We start from the raw sequence: 18,721 nt of genomic DNA on the forward strand, positions 1-18,721 counted from the left end.
TATAAATATAACGAATATCAGAAAAATCTAGTACGTATATACTAGATTTTTTAGGGTTAATAGGAAAGAAAAATTGGAAAATTTATACTTTCCTTAAACACTTTGCACATAAGAAAAACTTTGATGCATTCCTTGCAGTCAAAAATTTTTAGTGAATGCTAGGCTCATCTCTTTAAGAATCGGATGAAAGCCTAGCGTTTTCTTATTTTATATTATTCACTAGCTTCATCACTATTTGGTAAAATAAGTACTTCAACACGACGGTTTTTAGCTTTTCCTGCATTTGAATTATTTGATGCGATTGGTTGGAATTCACCAAAACCTTTAGCACTAAACAAACGTGGATCTAATTTATCATTTTCCAAAATGATTTTCATAAAATTTACAGCCCGCATGACACTTAATTCCCAGTTTGAAGAGTAATGGGAATTTTGAATAGGTACATTGTCTGTATGACCACTAATAATTACACTATGTGGTGGATCAATGACTAAAAGTTCACTAATTTCCTTGGCAAGGGAAACATCTTTTTTACGGACAGTTGCGTCACCTGAATCAAATAGGACGCTATCTTTAATGGTGACAAGTAATCCTTCACTTGTCAATGAAGTTTGTAGATCATTCCCAAGTCCTTTTGCTGTGATAAAATGGTTAATTTTTTCTTGAATGTTTTCTAGCTTTTTTTCTTCTTGATGTTGTTTCTCTGCTCCTTTTTCTTCCTTTTTATTCTTGCTATTATCAGAAAGTTGTTTTTCATTTTTTTGCTCTAAGCTATCGTAATCCATTACACCTGTGCCACCGGTGAAAATCTCATTAAACACTTTCGATAAAGCTTGAAATTTTTCTGCATCGACCGAACTGATGGAAAATAAAACAATAAAGAGAGCTAGTAAAAGTGTCATTAAATCGGAATACGGCAAAAGCCAAGATTCATTTAGTTCTTCTTCATGTTTTTCTTTCTTACGTCTACGCATCTTGTGATTCCCTACCTTCATTTAAAAACTTTTCCCGTTCACTAGTAGGTAAAAATGAAGAGAGTTTTTGTTCAATTTCTTTCGCTGTTTCTCCTTCAATAATGGATAAGATTCCTTCTATGATTAATATCTTTAATTGTACTTCTTGTTTTGATTTTCTTCGTAATTTATTTGCAAAAGGATTCCATAACACATAGCCAGTAAAAATACCAAGCAATGTGGCAATGAATGCTGCACTAATGGCATGACCTAATTTCCCTGTATCATTCATATCTCCTAATGCCGCAACTAATCCGATAACCGCACCTAGTACCCCTAATGTCGGTGCATACGTTCCAGCTTGAGAGAAAATCTGTATACCAACTTGATGGCGTTCTTCCATTGAATCAATTTCTTCTAATAAAACATCTCGTATATAATCAGGAGTTTTCCCGTCAATAGCTAAAGTCAATCCGTTTTTTAAAAATGGATCATCAATTTCTTCCAATTGCTTTTCTAACACAAGAATTCCTTCACGACGGGCAATCTGTGACCAATCGGAAAATAATTTAATGTAATAAGTATATGGTTTTTTTTTCCGATCTGTAAAAATAATTTTAAATAACTTTGGAACATTTTTAATTTCGTTTAATGGAAAAGCAATTGTTACGGAAGCAATCGTTCCTAATATAATTATTAAGAATGCAGCCGGGTTATTAAGTGCAGTAATATCGGCTCCTTTTAAAATCATCCCTACAAATACAGCAATAAGACCAAAAATAATACCAAGCAAAGTAGTTTTGTCCATGTAATCACCTATCATTTTCTTTTTTAGAACCTTTAAATCTATATAATATGTAAAGAATGAATATACCATCCACTGAACGAAGACGATTTATCACTACCCTATTTCATTAGGGATGTTGTCTTCTCCCCTAAAATGATAAAACTAGAAGGTAGAAGTAACGGTTGTATTGAACTCCAGAAGAAGAACAATTTTTGTTCATGTTCCCACTTTTTATCGGCCAATTTTCATAAATGTGAAGGGATTATGAGAAAAAAAGAATTGAAAGAATATTGATGGCGCTTTCTTAAAGTGTATATAGATAAATATCATTCATTTTGTAAACACTTATTATTGAGGTGATAAACGTGAATAATGAGAAGGACCTAGGACATCATGTGGAAAATAAGCCGAATATTCCTTTTCAAAGAACTAGAAATGAATCAAGAAAAGTACAATTGAATGTGCAGGAACGGGCGGCAACAAGAATAAATGATATCGATATTGAAGAACCACAACTTTTTTTCGACCGAGAAGATGGAGTTAAAAGAGAATAGGGGAACTAAACTCTTTGAAAGTATCAAAGACTAGTCCTGGAAACGATGTTGAAAGTGAGTTGGGGATATGAAAGCTATAGGGAATAACTTCCTTATAGCCTTTTTAGTACGTCTCTTTTATTTAAGCTTTTAATTATTTATATGATAGAATATTAGAATGTTAGACAGATTTTTTAGTAGAATGGGGTTTTTGTATGAAACTTGTAAGTTGGAATGTAAATGGACTTCGTGCTTGTGTTAAAAAAGGCTTTCTAGAATATTTTCATGAAGTGGATGCCGATTTATTTTGTGTACAAGAAACGAAATTGCAAGAAGGTCAAATAAATCTTGACTTGCCTGGATATAAGCAATATTGGAATTACGCAGAGAAAAAAGGCTATTCTGGAACAGCCATTTTTACAAAGCTAGAGCCACTTTCTGTTAGTTACGGATTTACACCAGATGATTTTGAAGCTGAAGGTCGAATTATTACGTTAGAATTCGATCAATTTTACCTTGTAAATGTTTATACTCCAAATTCTCAGCGTGACTTAGCAAGATTAAACTTTCGATTACAATGGGAAGATCAATTAAAACAATATTTAATCGAATTAGATCATAAGAAACCTGTTGTATATTGCGGCGATTTAAATGTCGCTCATAAAGAGATAGACTTGAAAAATGCAAAATCTAATATTGGTAATTCTGGCTTTACCGAAGAAGAAAGAGGGAAAATGACAGATTTATTAAATTCGGGTTTTGTCGATAGTTTTCGTCATGTTTACCCGGATAAGACGGATTGCTACACATGGTGGAGTTACATGAATAAAGTTCGTGAAAGAAACATCGGTTGGCGAATTGATTATTTTATCGTTTCGGAACGGATAAAAAACAATATTTATCATGTTGATATTCATTCACACATAATGGGTAGCGATCATTGTCCAATTTTACTCGAGCTTTTAATGAAGTAATTTTTACGTTGAATTATAATTTACGCTATTTTTGGGGATCATGTAAAAGTTATCAATATAATTTCAGGAGGATTTACTATGAAAAGTTTTCAAGTAACATTCCATCAAGAGGACCAAGCTGATCAAATGGTTGTAAAAAAGTTATCAGAAGCGGATTTTAATGCTGCTATTGAAGGTGGTATGCGCCAATTGTTTGAATTAGATACGAATATTGGCCTATTTATTTTTGTCGATGGAGAAGATAAAGACGGGGGCGAAACATATCATGCCCTTCGCTTTCAAGATGAAAAAGAGGAACCGAGTGATTATTATTCGTTTGAGTTGAAGGATTTTTACGAATTTATTGCATTATTCACGAGTCAAATGTATATAGAGGATGACGAAAGTGAGAGTGATGAGGAAGCCTATGAGCCGATTCATCATTTAGCCCATCTTTTTTTCCATATTGTTGAATCAGGTGAAGGTGTAACACCATAAATTTATATAAGTGTTTTCCTTGAGGTTCAATTGATTATTCAATTAATAGGTGGACATAATGAAGCAGACATTACCGGATCATTTACAAAAAGATTTGAAAGTTATCTTTGTAGGTTTTAACCCAAGTTTAAGATCTGCTGAAACTGGACATCATTATGCAAATCCAAGTAATCGGTTTTGGGAAATTCTTTTTCAAGCTGGGTTAACACCGAGAAAACTAACAGCAAAAGAGGACGGTCAATTACTCAATTTTAATTACGGTCTAACAAATATCGTTGACCGTCCGACAAAATCAGCAGATGAAATTACAAAAGAAGAATATGAAATTGGCCGAAAAAACTTAAGAGAGAAAATAGTATTGTTTAAGCCAAAAATTACATGTTTTGTTGGTAAAGGTGTCTATCTCAAATATAGTGGAAAAAGGGTGGCAACATGGGGACTTCAGCCGGAGAATATTGTTCCGGGGGTAGTTGATTTCATCGCGCCTTCTTCAAGTGGTCTCGTTCGGATGAGGAAGGAAGAGATTGTTTCCATCTATCGTGACTTAAAAAACTTGTTAGAGAAACTAGATTCGTATGAAAATGTATGAGAAGTTTGATCCACAATCTAGTCACTATCCTACATATACCTTAATAAATGAATAGAACAGATTCCTTTTTGAAGGATGGAAAGTAGAAACGAGAGAAGAAAAGCACCGTGAATGTTCACGGTGCTTATAAAAATATAATGGCCTTGATATAAAGTATTTCCTTCTCACCGATTATTTTGCATAAAAGTTTTGTGTATAGAATGGCTCGGCTTTATCATTAAAAGCAACACCTATGCCTAAATATTCATAATCTTGTTCTAAAATGTTTTTCCTATGCCCACTTGAATTGAGTAAGCCTTCATGAGCAAAAATACTACTAAATTGTCCGTAAGCTAGATTTTCACCGGCCAAAATAAATGAAATATTATCTTCTTTCATACGTTGAAAAGGATCTTGCCCATCTAAATTCGTATGGCTAAAATACGCGTTTTTTGCCATATCATCACTATGATTTCTTGCCGTTATTTGTACATGTTGATCCCACGACAATGTAGATAGTCCATGTTTAACCCGTTCTGCATTTGTTAAATCAAATAATTGTAATTCAAGCCCTTCCATAAGCTCGGTTGAAGCATTTGCATAAATTTCCGTTTTTTCATTTTCAAGTGTCTCACTAATAATTTGAATGGCACTTACCGTATTATTTTCATGCTTATCATAAAATATAGTAATATAATTTTTGTCTTTATAGAAAAGATCATATTCACGATCATCTGGAAGTTTATACCGTATAAAACCTTTTTGAATATAGGAAAGGGGAGTACCCATTTTTTCAAGTACTTCTTTCTTCGGAGATCCAATGCGCACTTCATTCGTTGAAGAGACTAAATTTTGATTCGTAAACAGTCCGACCACTTTGTCTTTCTTATTATAAGCCACGAGAAAAAAGTTATGGTAGTCTTCGTGGTAAGTATACCAGTTCGTATTATATTCATTTAACGATATCCGTTGTGCTTTACCGTACTTGTTTTCCACTTGTTGTTTTGCTGTTCCTATTTCAATATTTGCAACCGAAAAGGTTTGTTTATTAGGAACTTCAAGTATGATTTTATCTGGATTTACAGTTTGGTTCTCTTTCACTTTGTTTCCTTCAATTTTTTCTGTAACATCTATGACAACTTGGTCGATATCTTCTTTTATTTTATCGAAGTCAATTGTTTTTTTTATTTCGGTAATCCCTGATTGAAGTTTATCAAAAAATGAATCTGAATGGTGTTCTTGATTTTGATCTTGTTGGAAAGAGAATAGTAAAAGTACAGCTAGAACAATTAAAATAAAACGCAATACGCATCACCTCTTTTAACCATTTTATCCAAATATATTTTTCTACAGACACAATTTTCAGTTAATCATTGTATATTTACATATTAATTATAACAAAAGGAAAATAATTTAATGGAATGTAGCGAATTTGAAATGATTATGTAAAATACAAATAAAGTTTTTAACCCTTTTTTATTAGAAGGTAGTTACTCAAATACGTCTATGACATTTTTGATTGATATTTTAGCAAAATAAAACGGTGCTAAGGAGATCCTTAACACCGTTATGTCAACTATATTATTTTATAGCCAAGCTGCACCGACAATAATTAAAAGGATGAATAGGACAACGATTAGCGCAAACCATCTTCCGCCACCGTATCCGCCGTATCCGTAACCACCGTATCCATATCCGAAACTTTGGCATCCACAAAAGCCCATTAATATCCCTCCATATATATTTTTTTGAAATTTAATGCCGGTATTAAATTACCAAATGTACGCGGATCCTACAATAATCAAAAGAATAAACAATACAACGATTAAGGCAAAACCTGCGCCATATCCTGCTCCATGACCACTCATCAATAAACACCTCCATGTTTATTTATTGATAGTATATGTGCCGTTAGTGAAGTTGCCTAGTCATTTGTCCCGATTCAATAAAAAATGGGCAAAAAACCTAAATGAAAATTTTGATGCTTATCGTTTGAATAGTTGTAGAAAGTGGTTTTAATATTTGAGACTACCCGTGGAAGTTTTGAATGGCCTATTATTTGGGTTTTGTTTTCTTTACAATTGAGGTCATTTGCTTAACTAATGGATCCGCTTGTTTCACGATTTTATTTACTTGCCCGATTGATTGCGAAATTTTTTCAATATCCCACCTGCCATCATTATTTTTAAAGTAGTCAAGAATTACATGTGATGCATTCTTCTTATATGGACTACTTGGGAAAAAGGGATTTCTTGGTGAACGTGGTTCCCGAGATCCAAATGGGCCACCTTGATTACGTGGAAACATAAAGAACCCTCCTTTATTACAAAGTTTATTGTTTCTATAATATGTATATTAATAAAGTGGAGGAGGGGAAGGGCACTTATCCTGTTTTCATATTCAACAAATCATTCATGTTTCTAAGTTTTTATACAGTAAACGAATATGTTAAGAAACAAATCTTTCTTCTTTATATTGATGATTGGCAAATTGAATGAATGGCAAACTAATAAGTAGCAATACACCGATAAAGCAGATAACTCCGTTCCAATGAAATAATGACCAAAATACTCCACCAATCGTCCCAGCTAAACTTGATCCTAAATAATATAGTAGGAGATAAAGTGACGAGGCATGTGCTTTATGAAAAGATACACGTTCACCAATCCAACTACTTGCAATGGAGTGACAGGCAAAGAAACCAAAAGTAAATATTGAAATTCCGATCATAATAACGGCGATAGAAGAACTAATTGTTAATACCCCACCAAGTACCGTAAGCAATACTGATAACGTTAAAATGCGCGCATGACCGTATAAATCGGCCTTTTTTCCCATATAAACGGAGCTAAAACTACCAAATAAATAAACGATAAAAATGGTTCCAATAATCGCTTGGCTGAACGAAAATGGTGGTTCGCTCAAGCGGAACCCAATATAGTTGAATAAAGTAACAAAACTTCCCATAAAGAAAAAACCTAAAACGATAAGAGCGAATAATGGTTTATTTTTTAAATGAATTCGATATGCTTGAAATACTGTTTTCGTACTCATTGAACGGTTCATTTCTTGTTTTGGTTTAGGAAGAATAATGATAAAAATAATTGATAAAATAAATGCGATTACACCAATTACGAGAAGAGCTATTCTCCAAGAATACATATCAGTAATAACCCCTGTTAACAATCTACCGACAAGCCCCCCGATACTAGTTCCGCTAATATATAGGCCCATGACTTGACCGATGGAATTTGGATGAAATTCATCAGCAACATAAGCCATTGCTAGTGAGGGAACACCTGCAGCAACAACACCTAATAACGCTCTTAGAAACAAAAGAATGGAGAAATTTGTGCTAAACGGGATTAATATCGCTAAAATAGATGTAAGGATCATAGAATATTCCATTACTTGTTTTTTTCCAAAACGATCAGATAAACTAGCAGCAACTAACATCATAAAAGCAAGAATACCAGTTGATAAAGATACAGCTAAACTTGTTAGTGAGGCTGAAATACGAAACTCGTTCGAAAAAATTGGTAATAACGGTTGGGTTGTATAAAGGTTTGAAAAAGTTACGAAGCCTCCAAAAAATAGCGCTACACTTGCTTTTATAAAACCTGGTTGACCTTTTTCTAGATAGTTCAATGGATGCTTGCCTCCTTCATTAAGTTTATTACAATAATAAATTTGTTCTAATAAATTGTCCAATTTGTACTATTTTCACAATTGCCATAGTGTTTATAAAAAGAAAAGTAAAAAAGATTCACATGACTAGTAAACTCGTTTATTATTAAAGAATACGGTTTACTTTTGAATATTATTTAAGGGAAGGTTATTTATCTATGAGTGAGGAAAATATTACGCGGATTACAATAGAAAATAAAGAGTATATTTTAATTGGGACAGCACATGTTTCGAAAAATAGTGCTGAACTCGTAAAAGAAGTGATTGAAAATGAGGAACCAGATGCAGTTTGTATTGAATTAGACCAAGGAAGGTACCAATCAATTACAGAAGGAAATAAATGGAAGGATACAGATATTTTTAAAATTATTAAAGAAAAAAAGGCGGGAATGATGTTTATTAATTTAGCCTTATCCTCTTTTCAAAAAAAGATGGCTGATCAAATGGGAATCAAACCTGGTCAAGAAATGATACAAGGAATCGAATCGGCAAAAGAAATAGGGGCGAAATTAGTTTTAGCTGACCGAAACATTCAAATTACATTTTCGCGAATTTGGCATAGTATGAGTTTTAAAGAGAAAATGTTACTACTATCACAAATTATTGCAAGTATTTTTTCCAATGAGGAAATTAGTGAAGAAGAACTCGAGAAATTAAAATCTAAAGATACAATTGACGCGATGTTGAATGAGTTTACAGAAAGTTTACCACAATTAAAACGACCGTTAATTGATGAACGAGATCAATATTTAGCCGAAAAAATTCGTACTGCACCCGGAGAGAAAGTAGTTGCTGTACTTGGTGCTGCTCATGTTCCGGGAGTCTCTCGTGAAATATATAAAAAACAAGATTTAAAAAAATTAACGGAAATATCTCCAAAATCGAAAAAACCGAAAATTATCGGTTGGTCGATTCCTATCATTATTATTGCGATTATTGCATATACGTTTTTTGCTAATCCAGAAGCGGGAATGCAACAAACAATAAGTTGGTTTTTGTGGCATGGTTGTTTATCTGCATTAGGAGCGACAATTGCTTTAGGCCATCCACTGACAATTTTAACCGCATTTGTTGCGGCACCGTTTACGGCTCTTAATCCACTATTAGCATCTGGTTGGTTTGCTGGTTTTGTACAAGCATTTGTCCAAAAACCGACTGTCAGAGATTTTGAAAATTTATCAGCGAATTTATCGACGGTAAAAGGCTTTTGGAATAATAAAGTAACCCGAATTTTATTAATTATTATATTATCCAATATTGGAAGTTCGATTGCTACATTTATAAGCGGAGCAGATATATTGAGGCTATTTTTTAAACATCTATAAAAATGAGATGTATAGAGAGAGTTTGGATTTTTAAGGGGCATCCAGAAAGTCGTATGTTTGATTTCTAGATGCCCCCATTCCTATTTCAAAATCTTGAGATAGTAACTGATTATCATATTTTTAGGATACTACGTTTTTGGACAGTTCCAGTTTACATAATAAAATTATAGTTAAATGTATTGTTCACAACAATAAAAAAGGGTAACCCTTCCTACTTGGTTACCCTTTATCATTAATTTGCTTTTTTTAATTGTTTACTTCTTAATTGACCACATGCTGCATCAATGTCTGTTCCGTGTTCTTGACGGACAACACAGTTAATGCCATTTTTCTTTAATGTATCATAAAAACTTAAAATAGACTCTTTTGAACTTCTTTTATATTGAATATGTTCGCTAACAGGGTTGTAAGGAATTAAGTTTACGTATGCAAGATGACGGATATCTTTTAATAAATCAGCGAGCTGTTTTGCTTCTTCTATGTGATCGTTTACGTCATCTAATAAAATATATTCAAAAGTGATTCGTCGATTTGTTTTTTCTAGGTAATATTTAATAGCTGGAAATAATTTTTCTAATGGATATGCTCGGTTAATTTTCATAATTTGTGTACGTAACTCATTGTTCGGTGCATGTAGTGAAATAGCTAGGTTCACTTGTAAATCAAGATCAGCATACTCATATATTTTTGGTACAATTCCACTTGTTGAAACGGTGATATGCCGGGCACCAATGGCAAATGCTTTCGGATGATTAATAATTCTTAAGAAACCAACAAGGTTTTTAAAGTTATCAAATGGTTCGCCAATACCCATGACAACTACATGGCTGACACGTTCATCCGTCTCGTCAAGATAACGTTGTACATGCATAATTTGTTCAACAATTTCACCAGTCGTTAGATCACGATTTTTACGAAGTATCCCACTTGCGCAGAAAGAACAACCAATATTACAGCCAACTTGGGTAGTAACACAAACGGATAGGCCATAATGTTGGCGCATAAGGACGGTTTCAATGATATTTCCATCTTTTAATTGCAGTAAAAATTTTACTGTACCGTCTTTAGAAACTTGTTGAATCTGAACATTTAATGTACTAATTTCAAAGTTTTCCTCAAGTAAACTGATGCATTCTTTATTTACGTTTTTCATTTCATTAAAATCACGGATTCGTTTTTGATAAACCCAGTCCCATACTTGCAAAGCTCGAAATTTTTTTTGACCGTGTTCCAACATCCAAGCTGTTAATTCATCTATCGTTAACCCGTAAATGGATTGTTTATTCATTCGTAACCCTCTTTCTTCGTCTATATATGTCATTAGACAATTGTAACGGAAAAAGATTGATTTTTCCAGTGGAGATTGATGGATTTTGTTTATCAGTAAAATTGAATTAGAAAAAAATAAGTAAAAGTACTTGCATTCAAGAAAATACCGTGGTATTATCAAATTGTTGATTTCATATATTACGAAATCATAATAAATAAATTAGAGAAATACCAAATCATAGGATGGTGCATCATGAATTTACTTAGCAAATTATTTGGTAAAGATAATAAGGAGGAAACAAAGATGACAAAAGAAAATATGAAGATTGGAATTGTAGTAGGAAGTGTACGTGAAGGAAGAAATGCGGGAGCTGTTGCAAAATATGTTTATGATTTTGCTGCAAAAAGAAATGATGAAGCTGTAGAATATGAATTGATTGATCTTGCAAACTATAAGTTAGCTATTTTAGGAACGGAAGCAACTGAAGATCAACAAGCAGCTGCAAAAGCTTGGTCTGAAAAAATGGCTTCTGTTGATGGTTATGTATTTATAACACCTGAGTACAACCGTTCAATCGGTGGTGCTTTAAAAAATGCACTAGATTACTTGAATCCAGAGTTAAATAATAAAGCTGCCGGTTTTGTTGGTTACGGTGGTGTAGGTGGTTCTTATGCACATGCTAATATGCGTTTGCTTTTGGCTGAACTTCAAGTAGCTACTGTAAAAACAGCCGTAACTTTTAACTTAATGGCTGACTTTGAAAACTTTACTATATTTAAACCAGCTGAATATCATAATGATAATATTAATGGGATGCTCGACCAAGTTATATCTTGGAGTCGTGCATTAAAAACGATTCGATAAAAAGAAAAAGGCTCGTCTCATTGGCGAGTCTTTTAATATGTTAAAAATATGTTTTGACACTTAAATACCGTTGTAACCAGTAGGAATGATCTAAGCTACATATGGTAACACCTGTTTTAGGAACCAGCATGTAAAAATTGTCTGTTTCGTCAACAGCTCATGAGTTATGTTATAGTTTGTTTAATCCGTGTTGTAGGAGTATTAACAGACATTTCAGAAACTTAACCATGTACAAAATCTTATAATCTTTTCGTACTAGACCGTATCTCGATTTATCTCATGACTAGAAGTTATAAGGGTTCTCGACATATTTCTAAATCGAATAACATAATAGGACAAACACAGACTATATGAAAATAGTTCATTTGAATAAAGATAGGCTCTCGATTATTGAAAGTCGGGAGCCTCATTTTTAACTTTTTACTTAGGAAATACGAATGATTACCATGGAAATAACATATTTCGTCAAATAGTCTAAAAATAAACGATAAGACAGCAAAGTTTGCCTATTTTACCTAAAATACTACATTATTCGTCAAAAAATCCTAATGCATATTGGACAGCTTTTTTCACGTCTGACGTTTCGTATCCTGTTAAATCTTCATGGGAGATTAAAACCTTTGCATCACTCAGTTCAAAACCGCTATCTAAATCAACAGTCAGTGTCACTTCGAAACCGAGTGGTGTTGATTTTATATCTGTAACTGAAAATGTTCGAATGACCGTTCCGTACCCAAAAGTATCATCCATCATATGTGGTATTTCACCATCAAAGTAATTTTCCTCAAAAGGTTCCTTCAATTTTTTCAACTCCTAGCCTAAATATCTTTTTCGTTATCAGTGTTCACTTTATAGGTATTTGTTATTACATAATTTTTAAGAAAATAGATGAAGTTTATAAGGCGATTAGGAATAAAAATCATTTGTTTAAGGAAAATAAGTGGGAAAAATAATTTACAGAAGGAGAATTGGAAATGTCAAATGTAAAGGTAGCAGTTATTTATTACAGTATGGGTGGGACGAATTATCAATTGGCAAGATGGGCAGAAGAAGGTGCAAAAGAGGCAGGTGCTGAAGTAAAGGTTTTTAAAGTTAAAGAGCTAGCACCACAATCTGTCATTGATGCGAACCCAAATTGGAAAAGTCTTGTTGAGAAAACAAAGGATGTACCTGAAGTTACTTCGGCCGATTTAGAGTGGGCTGATGCATTTATCTTCAGTGCACCAACACGGTTTGGAAATATGCCGTCACAGTTAAAACAATTTTTCGATACACTTGGAGGTATTTGGTCAGAAGGAAAACTAGTCAATAAAGTTGTCAGTGCGATGAGTTCCGCGCAAAATCCACATGGAGGACAAGAAGCAACAATATTATCGATTTATACGACAATGTATCATTGGGGAGCAATTGTTGTTACTCCAGGATATACGGATCCCGTAACTTTCCAAGCTGGTGGAAACCCATACGGAACAAGTGTCACAGTCGATGAAAATGGAAAGATGGTTGAACATGTTGAGGGAGCAGTAAAACATCAAGCTAAAAGAACCGTAACCGTTGCTGGATGGATAAAGAAAGGGAATCAGTAAAAAACGTATCTAAGAGCTGTCCGAGTGGATATCCTAAAAAATGTATAATAAAGAATGTTGATATAACAAGGTTTTGAAGCATAAAAAGGGGCATCCAGAAATCAATCATTCGACTTTCTGGAGAGCCCTTTTTTATTAATTTGGAATATGTTCTATGTTTAAAATAGATAGGGGTTTTTTAGCTAGTAGGAAAGTATTCATTTTCCAGTTTTTATACGAATAGGGAGAGGGGATTACAACTTTTTAAATAATAGGGTATTACGGTAAGGAGCGATTTTTGGATTATGAATGCTAATAAAAAACATTTAGACTCCTCTATGTATACAATAACAGTAAACATAGAGGAGGGTCTTGTAAATTGATTCATATTGTAAAAAAAGGGGAGACCTTAAATCAAATTGCAAGGGATTATCGAATATCTTTACGAAGCATTGTTCAAGCAAACCCAGGAATGAACATTCATTTCATTTATCCGGGACAAAAAATTACGATACCTGGTTATCCGAATCCTGATACGATTCCATTTCGAATCGAAGTTTCCATTAATCAACGGTGGTTACGTCTATTTAAAAATGGAAAAATACAAATACAATATCCAATTGCTGTAGGGAGGCAACTATTTACTACACCTGTAGGTAACTATATTGTTATTAATAAGGCACCGAGTCCGGGTGGGCCATTTGGAACAATGTGGATGAGTCTATCAAAGGAAAGTTATGGCATTCATGGTACGAATAATCCAAGTTCAATCGGAAAGGCGGTTTCCAAAGGCTGTATTCGAATGTTTAATAAAGATGTAGAAGAGTTGGCAAAAACGATTCCTATTGGTACAGCTGTATTTATTCATCCGTAATAATGGGAATGGATTGACAAATAACGATAGAGAAAACTCAGGGACGCCTTTAGGCAACTAATAGCCTAGAGTTCGCTTGATCGGATTGAGAGCTTTTCGGATTTGAAGGAATGCTCCGAAGTCTTCCTATAGCAAAAAAAGTATGGTTCAAATGTTTGAAAATCTATATTTCATGAATCCTTTTTATTCCTTTTACGTATGAAGATTAAAGAAGAAAGTGAGGAGAGAAAAAAATGGTTTCAACAATTTTAAAATGGGTTTCAGGTGGACTGGAGGCATTTTGGGGGATTCCAGTTTTAGGTGGTACGATTATTCTTAGTATGGCATGGACACCGTTATGGTTTATGTTAATATTGCATATTATAACATTAATTTTTTCAGTACTAGAAAAGAGATCATTCCACGGGAGTGTGCTAGGAATAATAACATCTTGTATTGGTTGGATCCCTATTTTAGGAATGATTATGCATATGGTTACTGCACTTATTCTATTCATCGATGCTTTTCGTGCGCAATATAAATACTAATTTTAATTGACCCGTTTGTAGACTGTCCTCTTCATGAAGTCAACTACTCACGGGTACGATTATTTTACTCGTTATGTTGTTCAAAGATGTCTTTGTATTCTTTTCCTTTTTCCACATAAACGTCAATAGAGCCATGAATAAGTTGGAAATCTTGCTCTGCTAATTCACGGACAACTTTCCCCGGAGAACCAACGACAAGCGATCGTGGAGGAATCTTTTTCCCACTTGTAATTAATGTATTTGCCCCAATAATACATTCCTCGCCAATTTCCGCTCCATCTAAAATAGTGGACCCCATACCTACAATCGTGTTTTTGTTAATTTTACATCCGTGTAGGATAACGTTATGACCGACTGTGACTCCATCTCCAATGACTGTTGGATGTCCTTCATACAGATGAATGGTTGCATTATCTTGAATACTACAATTCTCACCGATAATGATTGGTCCTTCATCCCCTCGTAAAACAGCGTTAAACCAAATGGAACTACCTTTTCCAACAGTAACATTACCGATTAAATAAGCGCCCGGTGCTATGAAAACAGACTCATGAATGTTTGGTGTTTTGCCCCCATAAGATACGAGCATAATATCTCCCCCTAATTTTATCTCAAAAAATAGATGTACTTTAGATTGATGGAAGCCTCTGACTAAAGTATAAAACTCTTTTGTTGCAAATTCAAAATATTTACTTAATGGACAAAGCCCAACATTATTGAATTGTCACAGTCGAAAAAAACAAATTGACACACCATTTGTAATCTTTTAATATTAATTTCAGCTAAATGAGAACACAGTAAACTTGAGAATTTAACTTTATATTAAATATCAGTAATAGACGGTTTGGACTTCAAGCGATACAAACATTGAATTAGGGAATACTGTTAACTAATACAAAAAGTCAAGACCCTTAGTAACTTCCAACAATAAGAAAATACTTTACTAGTGGTGGTGTCAATGATTAATAAAAATGTAAAAACGAAATCATTCTTTCAAGCACAACCGAACCCCCAACCACTGTTAGACCAGAATAAGATGCCGTTATTTGAAGCATTAGTCCAATATGCAAAAGAAGATGTCATACCATTTGATGTACCTGGTCATAAAATGGGCAAAGGGATGAATCTACTAAAGAAGGTTTTTGGAGAAATGACGATGCGGATGGATGTAAATTCTATGAAAGAACTAGACTTATTGAGCCATCCTCAATCTGTTATTAAAGAGGCCCAAGAATTAGCAGCTGATGCGTTCGGAGCAGATCATGCTTACTTTTTAGTGAATGGTACAACAGTTGGGATTATTGCAATGATTTTAGCTGTTGTAAAACCGGGTGAATCGTTACTTGTACCAAGAAATTGTCATAAATCTGTGATGAATGGCATTATTTTAAGCGGTGCAAGACCAATTTTTATTCAACCGGAAGTCGATTTTCATTTTGGAATTTCACATGGTGTCTCATACGAAAATGTTCAGAAAGCATTCATTATGAATCCGGATATTAAGGCGATACTTGTTACTTATCCAACATATTTTGGTGCAATGGATGAACTGGAAGATATTTGTAAGTTAGCCCATAATTATGATGCCACCATTATAGTTGATAGTGCTCATGGTGCTCATCTTCCCTTTATGCCAGATAATATGATTGACCCGCTTCGTGCAGGGGCAGATGCAGTTACAGTAAGTATGCATAAAACAGGTGGTTCCCTTACCCAAAGTTCGTTACTCCTTTTACAAGGAAATCGAATTAATCATGAAAAAATGCAAAAAGTAGTGAATATGCTGCAGACGACGAGTTCGAATTATTTGTTAATGAGTTCATTAGATGTTGCACGGAGGGAGTTAGCCCTTTTTGCAAGGGAACGATTAACAGCACTAAAACCGATCGTTGATCAAGCAATTTATGAGATTGAAAGCGAATCAAAACTAGAAGTATTAAAGTCAGATTATGTTTTTAATCATTTTCACCAAAAATATGATTGGACGAAATTAGTTATTCGGGTCAATGGTATTGGTCTTACGGGGTTTGAAGTTTATACGTTGCTAAAAGAAAAATATAATATCCAAATGGAATTAGCTGAAGGATATGTTGTTATGGCTGTAATAAGTAGTTCGGACAGTCAAGAAACGATTGAAAGACTTGTATTTGCTTTAAAGGAGATTGAAAAGCAATATGGAATACAATCATCAATTATTTCTACAAATGTAATATCCCATCAAATAAATGAATTAATGATGATTCCAAGAGATGCTTTTTATGCGGAGCAAGAATCGATTCGAATTGAAGAAGCGCTTGGTCGTATAAGTGCAGATACACTAATGATTTATCCGCCAGGTATTCCATTAGTTATCCCTGGTGAACGGATATCCAATGATGTGATAAACCAATATTATTACTATTTAGAAACGATTGGACATGTCTTAACAGAAGGAATGGAAGCAAATTATATAAAGGTTGTAAAGGAAGATGGTGGAAAGAAATGAATTGGTACACAGAAGAATGGAGTAAAGAATGTCGTTTTTCGATCGCTTATGATGAAAAATTACATGGTGAGAAATCGAAATATCAAGAAATCGAATTTTATAAGGGGAAAGAGTTCGGTACGTTTTTCACTTTAGATGGATTGATGATGGTTAACGAAAAAGATGAGTTTATTTACCATGAAATGATTGTTCATCCTGCTTTTGCTACAAATCCGGGTATTAAACGAGTACTTATCATCGGTGGTGGGGATGGTGGTACGGCGAGGGAAGTTTTACGTTATAAAACAGTCGAGGAAGTAGTGATGGTCGAAATTGATGAACGAGTTTTTCGCCTTTGTCAAAAGTACCTACCAGTCACTGCTAGTGGGGTGGAAGAAGATCCACGCATGACATTAAAATTTGAAGATGGTTTAGCATATGTGAAGAACACGAAAGAAGCTTCTTTTGACTTAATTCTTGTCGATTCTACAGATCCAATTTCGGTAGGGGAAGGACTGTTTACAACAGATTTTTATAACGAATGTTATCGTGTGCTGACGGATGAAGGGATTTTAATTAACCAGCATGAATCCCCATATTTTTCAGCATATCGGGAAAACATGAAAAAAGCGCATAAAAAAATTAAAGCTATTTTTCCAATTACAAATGTGTATCAATATCATATACCGACTTATCCTTCTGGTCATTGGCTCTTTGGATTTGCTTCTAAAAAGTATGATCCATTACAACATTTAAATCCAATTAGGTGGAACGAGTTTGACATACGGACAAAATATTACAACACTGATCTTCATCGCGGTGCATTTTGTTTGCCAAATTATGTGAAAGAAGGTCTTTCTGATGAGGAATAAACCGATGAATATTCGTACGTTTATTGCGTGTGACAAACCTTATGAAGATGCCGATATTGTTATTTTCGGTGTGCCTTTTGATGGTACTACAAGTTTTCGTCCAGGAACACGTTTTGCCATGCAAGCCATTCGGAATGATTCTTATGGATTAGAAACATACTCGCCTTATTTAGATAAAGATTTAGAAGAGACTGCCGTCTATGATGGAGGAGATTTAGATTTACCATTTGGGAATACTGAAAAAATCATGGATCTTATTTATGAGTATAGTCAAGAAGTTTTAGCCGATGGAAAGAAATTTTTAATGGTTGGAGGCGAACATCTCGCAAGTCTTTCAACGATTCAAGCAGCATATGAAAAATATCCAAATTTACATCTTATTCATATCGATGCTCATACGGATTTACGAGAAAATTATATTGGAGAAAAATTATCTCATGCTTCAGTTATTCGTAATTGTCATGAATTTCTAGGGGATGGTCGTATCTTTCAATTTGGAATTCGCTCAGGGTTAAAAGAGGAATTTCAATGGGCGAGGGAACATACGTACTTAGAGAAGTTTACTCTCAACACTTTCGGTGAGAAAATGAAAGAGTTAGCAAACGTACCAGTATATATTACGATTGATTTAGACGTTTTAGATCCTGGTGTTTTCCCTGGTACAGGCACCCCAGAACCAGGTGGTATTACATACCGTGAATTATTGGAAGCGCTTGGACATATGCAACAATTAAATAACATTGTCGCATCAGATGTCGTTGAGTTATCCCCACCGTATGATCCAACTGGAGCTTCCACTGCCGTTGCTTGCAAAACTGTACGTGAAATGTTGTTAATTTTAAATGAAGATTAATATGATTGTTACGAAATAGGTGTGATGAGGGAACAAAACAAGCACATGATCTAAAGTGCTTGTTTTGTGCTTTTCTAAACAAGTTTATTTACACCATCTGGATAACTAGGTTATTATTTGTCCACTGA

At 34.1% G+C, this 18,721-nt stretch carries 22 protein-coding genes; 12 read left to right on the forward strand and 10 right to left on the reverse strand.

The window, feature by feature from the left end; translation table 11 throughout:
• Positions 1-212 precede the first annotated feature (212 nt).
• On the reverse strand, positions 213-974 hold the full coding sequence (gene motB / locus BN2144_RS13290; RefSeq protein ID WP_033828737.1) for a flagellar motor protein MotB: 762 nt from the start codon (positions 972-974) through the stop codon (positions 213-215).
• Positions 967-1,761: a flagellar motor stator protein MotA gene (gene motA / locus BN2144_RS13295; RefSeq protein ID WP_033828738.1), complete on the reverse strand. Its 795-nt coding sequence runs from the start codon at positions 1,759-1,761 to the stop codon at positions 967-969. Before motA ends, motB begins: the two co-directional genes overlap by 8 nt.
• A 344-nt stretch (positions 1,762-2,105) precedes the next feature.
• On the opposite strand from motA, the gene BN2144_RS13300 reads away from it, so the two are divergent.
• From BN2144_RS13300 to mug, 4 genes are all read left to right on the forward strand, one after another.
• Positions 2,106-2,294: a hypothetical protein gene (locus tag BN2144_RS13300; RefSeq protein WP_033828739.1), complete on the forward strand. Its 189-nt coding sequence runs from the start codon at positions 2,106-2,108 to the stop codon at positions 2,292-2,294.
• A gap of 194 nt (positions 2,295-2,488) precedes the next feature.
• Positions 2,489-3,247, forward strand: a complete 759-nt coding sequence (locus BN2144_RS13305; RefSeq protein ID WP_033828740.1) for an exodeoxyribonuclease III — start codon at positions 2,489-2,491, stop codon at positions 3,245-3,247.
• Positions 3,248-3,325: 78 nt separating this feature from the next.
• Positions 3,326-3,724: a hypothetical protein gene (locus BN2144_RS13310; protein WP_033828741.1), complete on the forward strand. Its 399-nt coding sequence runs from the start codon at positions 3,326-3,328 to the stop codon at positions 3,722-3,724.
• 58 nt (positions 3,725-3,782) lie between these two features.
• Positions 3,783-4,313, forward strand: coding sequence for a G/U mismatch-specific DNA glycosylase (gene mug, locus BN2144_RS13315; RefSeq protein WP_033828742.1), 531 nt, complete (start codon positions 3,783-3,785; stop codon positions 4,311-4,313).
• Between the two features lie 171 nt (positions 4,314-4,484).
• Here the strand turns inward: mug and BN2144_RS13320 are convergent, their stop codons facing one another.
• The 5 genes from BN2144_RS13320 to BN2144_RS13330 all read right to left on the reverse strand — a co-directional run bounded on the left by BN2144_RS13320 (position 4,485) and on the right by BN2144_RS13330 (position 7,940).
• Positions 4,485-5,597, reverse strand: coding sequence for a CAP domain-containing protein (locus BN2144_RS13320; protein WP_033828743.1), 1,113 nt, complete (start codon positions 5,595-5,597; stop codon positions 4,485-4,487).
• 281 nt (positions 5,598-5,878) lie between these two features.
• On the reverse strand, positions 5,879-6,016 hold the full coding sequence (locus BN2144_RS19270) for a YjcZ family sporulation protein (RefSeq protein ID WP_075047836.1): 138 nt from the start codon (positions 6,014-6,016) through the stop codon (positions 5,879-5,881).
• Positions 6,017-6,064: 48 nt separating this feature from the next.
• Complete coding sequence (locus tag BN2144_RS19275; protein WP_075047837.1) at positions 6,065-6,160, reverse strand: YjcZ family sporulation protein; 96 nt, start codon at positions 6,158-6,160, stop codon at positions 6,065-6,067.
• Between the two features lie 187 nt (positions 6,161-6,347).
• Entirely contained in the window at positions 6,348-6,599 is a 252-nt protein-coding gene (locus BN2144_RS13325) for a YppG family protein (protein ID WP_033828744.1), read from the reverse strand.
• A gap of 141 nt (positions 6,600-6,740) precedes the next feature.
• Positions 6,741-7,940 (reverse strand): MFS transporter, encoded by a 1,200-nt coding sequence (locus BN2144_RS13330; RefSeq protein WP_033828745.1) that lies wholly within the window; start codon positions 7,938-7,940, stop codon positions 6,741-6,743.
• 197 nt (positions 7,941-8,137) lie between these two features.
• On the opposite strand from BN2144_RS13330, the gene BN2144_RS13335 reads away from it, so the two are divergent.
• Positions 8,138-9,304: a TraB/GumN family protein gene (locus BN2144_RS13335; RefSeq protein ID WP_033828746.1), complete on the forward strand. Its 1,167-nt coding sequence runs from the start codon at positions 8,138-8,140 to the stop codon at positions 9,302-9,304.
• Between the two features lie 232 nt (positions 9,305-9,536).
• On the opposite strand, the gene rlmN is transcribed toward BN2144_RS13335, so the two are convergent.
• Positions 9,537-10,592, reverse strand: coding sequence for a dual-specificity RNA methyltransferase RlmN (gene rlmN / locus BN2144_RS13340; protein ID WP_033828747.1), 1,056 nt, complete (start codon positions 10,590-10,592; stop codon positions 9,537-9,539).
• A gap of 234 nt (positions 10,593-10,826) precedes the next feature.
• Here rlmN and BN2144_RS13345 point away from each other — a divergent pair, with 234 nt between their 5' ends.
• Positions 10,827-11,438 (forward strand): NADPH-dependent FMN reductase, encoded by a 612-nt coding sequence (locus BN2144_RS13345; protein WP_082195232.1) that lies wholly within the window; start codon positions 10,827-10,829, stop codon positions 11,436-11,438.
• 528 nt (positions 11,439-11,966) lie between these two features.
• Here the strand turns inward: BN2144_RS13345 and BN2144_RS13350 are convergent.
• A complete protein-coding gene (locus BN2144_RS13350) occupies positions 11,967-12,239 on the reverse strand; it encodes a hypothetical protein (RefSeq protein ID WP_230199738.1) in 273 nt (90 codons plus the stop codon).
• 173 nt (positions 12,240-12,412) lie between these two features.
• Between BN2144_RS13350 and wrbA the strand changes: the two genes are divergently transcribed.
• The 3 genes from wrbA to BN2144_RS13365 all read left to right on the forward strand — a co-directional run bounded on the left by wrbA (position 12,413) and on the right by BN2144_RS13365 (position 14,404).
• Complete coding sequence (gene wrbA, locus BN2144_RS13355) at positions 12,413-13,024, forward strand: NAD(P)H:quinone oxidoreductase (protein WP_033828748.1); 612 nt, start codon at positions 12,413-12,415, stop codon at positions 13,022-13,024.
• A 358-nt stretch (positions 13,025-13,382) separates the two neighbouring features.
• Positions 13,383-13,877 carry a L,D-transpeptidase family protein gene (locus BN2144_RS13360; RefSeq protein ID WP_033828749.1) on the forward strand — a complete coding sequence of 165 codons (495 nt, stop codon included), beginning with the start codon at positions 13,383-13,385 and terminating at the stop codon, positions 13,875-13,877.
• A 233-nt stretch (positions 13,878-14,110) separates the two neighbouring features.
• Positions 14,111-14,404, forward strand: coding sequence for a hypothetical protein (locus BN2144_RS13365; RefSeq protein ID WP_033828750.1), 294 nt, complete (start codon positions 14,111-14,113; stop codon positions 14,402-14,404).
• A gap of 64 nt (positions 14,405-14,468) precedes the next feature.
• On the opposite strand, the gene BN2144_RS13370 is transcribed toward BN2144_RS13365, so the two are convergent.
• Positions 14,469-14,993: a gamma carbonic anhydrase family protein gene (locus BN2144_RS13370; RefSeq protein WP_033828751.1), complete on the reverse strand. Its 525-nt coding sequence runs from the start codon at positions 14,991-14,993 to the stop codon at positions 14,469-14,471.
• A 369-nt stretch (positions 14,994-15,362) separates the two neighbouring features.
• Between BN2144_RS13370 and BN2144_RS13375 the strand changes: the two genes are divergently transcribed.
• The 3 genes from BN2144_RS13375 to speB are packed head-to-tail and all read left to right on the forward strand — an operon-like array spanning position 15,363 to position 18,593.
• On the forward strand, positions 15,363-16,889 hold the full coding sequence (locus BN2144_RS13375) for an aminotransferase class I/II-fold pyridoxal phosphate-dependent enzyme (protein WP_050632315.1): 1,527 nt from the start codon (positions 15,363-15,365) through the stop codon (positions 16,887-16,889).
• Complete coding sequence (gene speE / locus BN2144_RS13380; RefSeq protein WP_033828752.1) at positions 16,886-17,740, forward strand: polyamine aminopropyltransferase; 855 nt, start codon at positions 16,886-16,888, stop codon at positions 17,738-17,740. Before BN2144_RS13375 ends, speE begins: the two co-directional genes overlap by 4 nt.
• The gene (gene speB, locus BN2144_RS13385; RefSeq protein WP_033828753.1) at positions 17,730-18,593 is read left to right on the forward strand and encodes an agmatinase; all 864 of its coding nucleotides are present in this window, start codon (positions 17,730-17,732) and stop codon (positions 18,591-18,593) included. Before speE ends, speB begins: the two co-directional genes overlap by 11 nt.
• The last annotated feature ends 128 nt before the right edge of the window (positions 18,594-18,721 follow it).

Origin of the sequence: Bacillus andreraoultii (assembly GCF_001244735.1) — a bacterium.
In the GTDB taxonomy this organism is placed as follows: domain Bacteria; phylum Bacillota; class Bacilli; order Bacillales; family Caldibacillaceae; genus Caldifermentibacillus; species Caldifermentibacillus andreraoultii.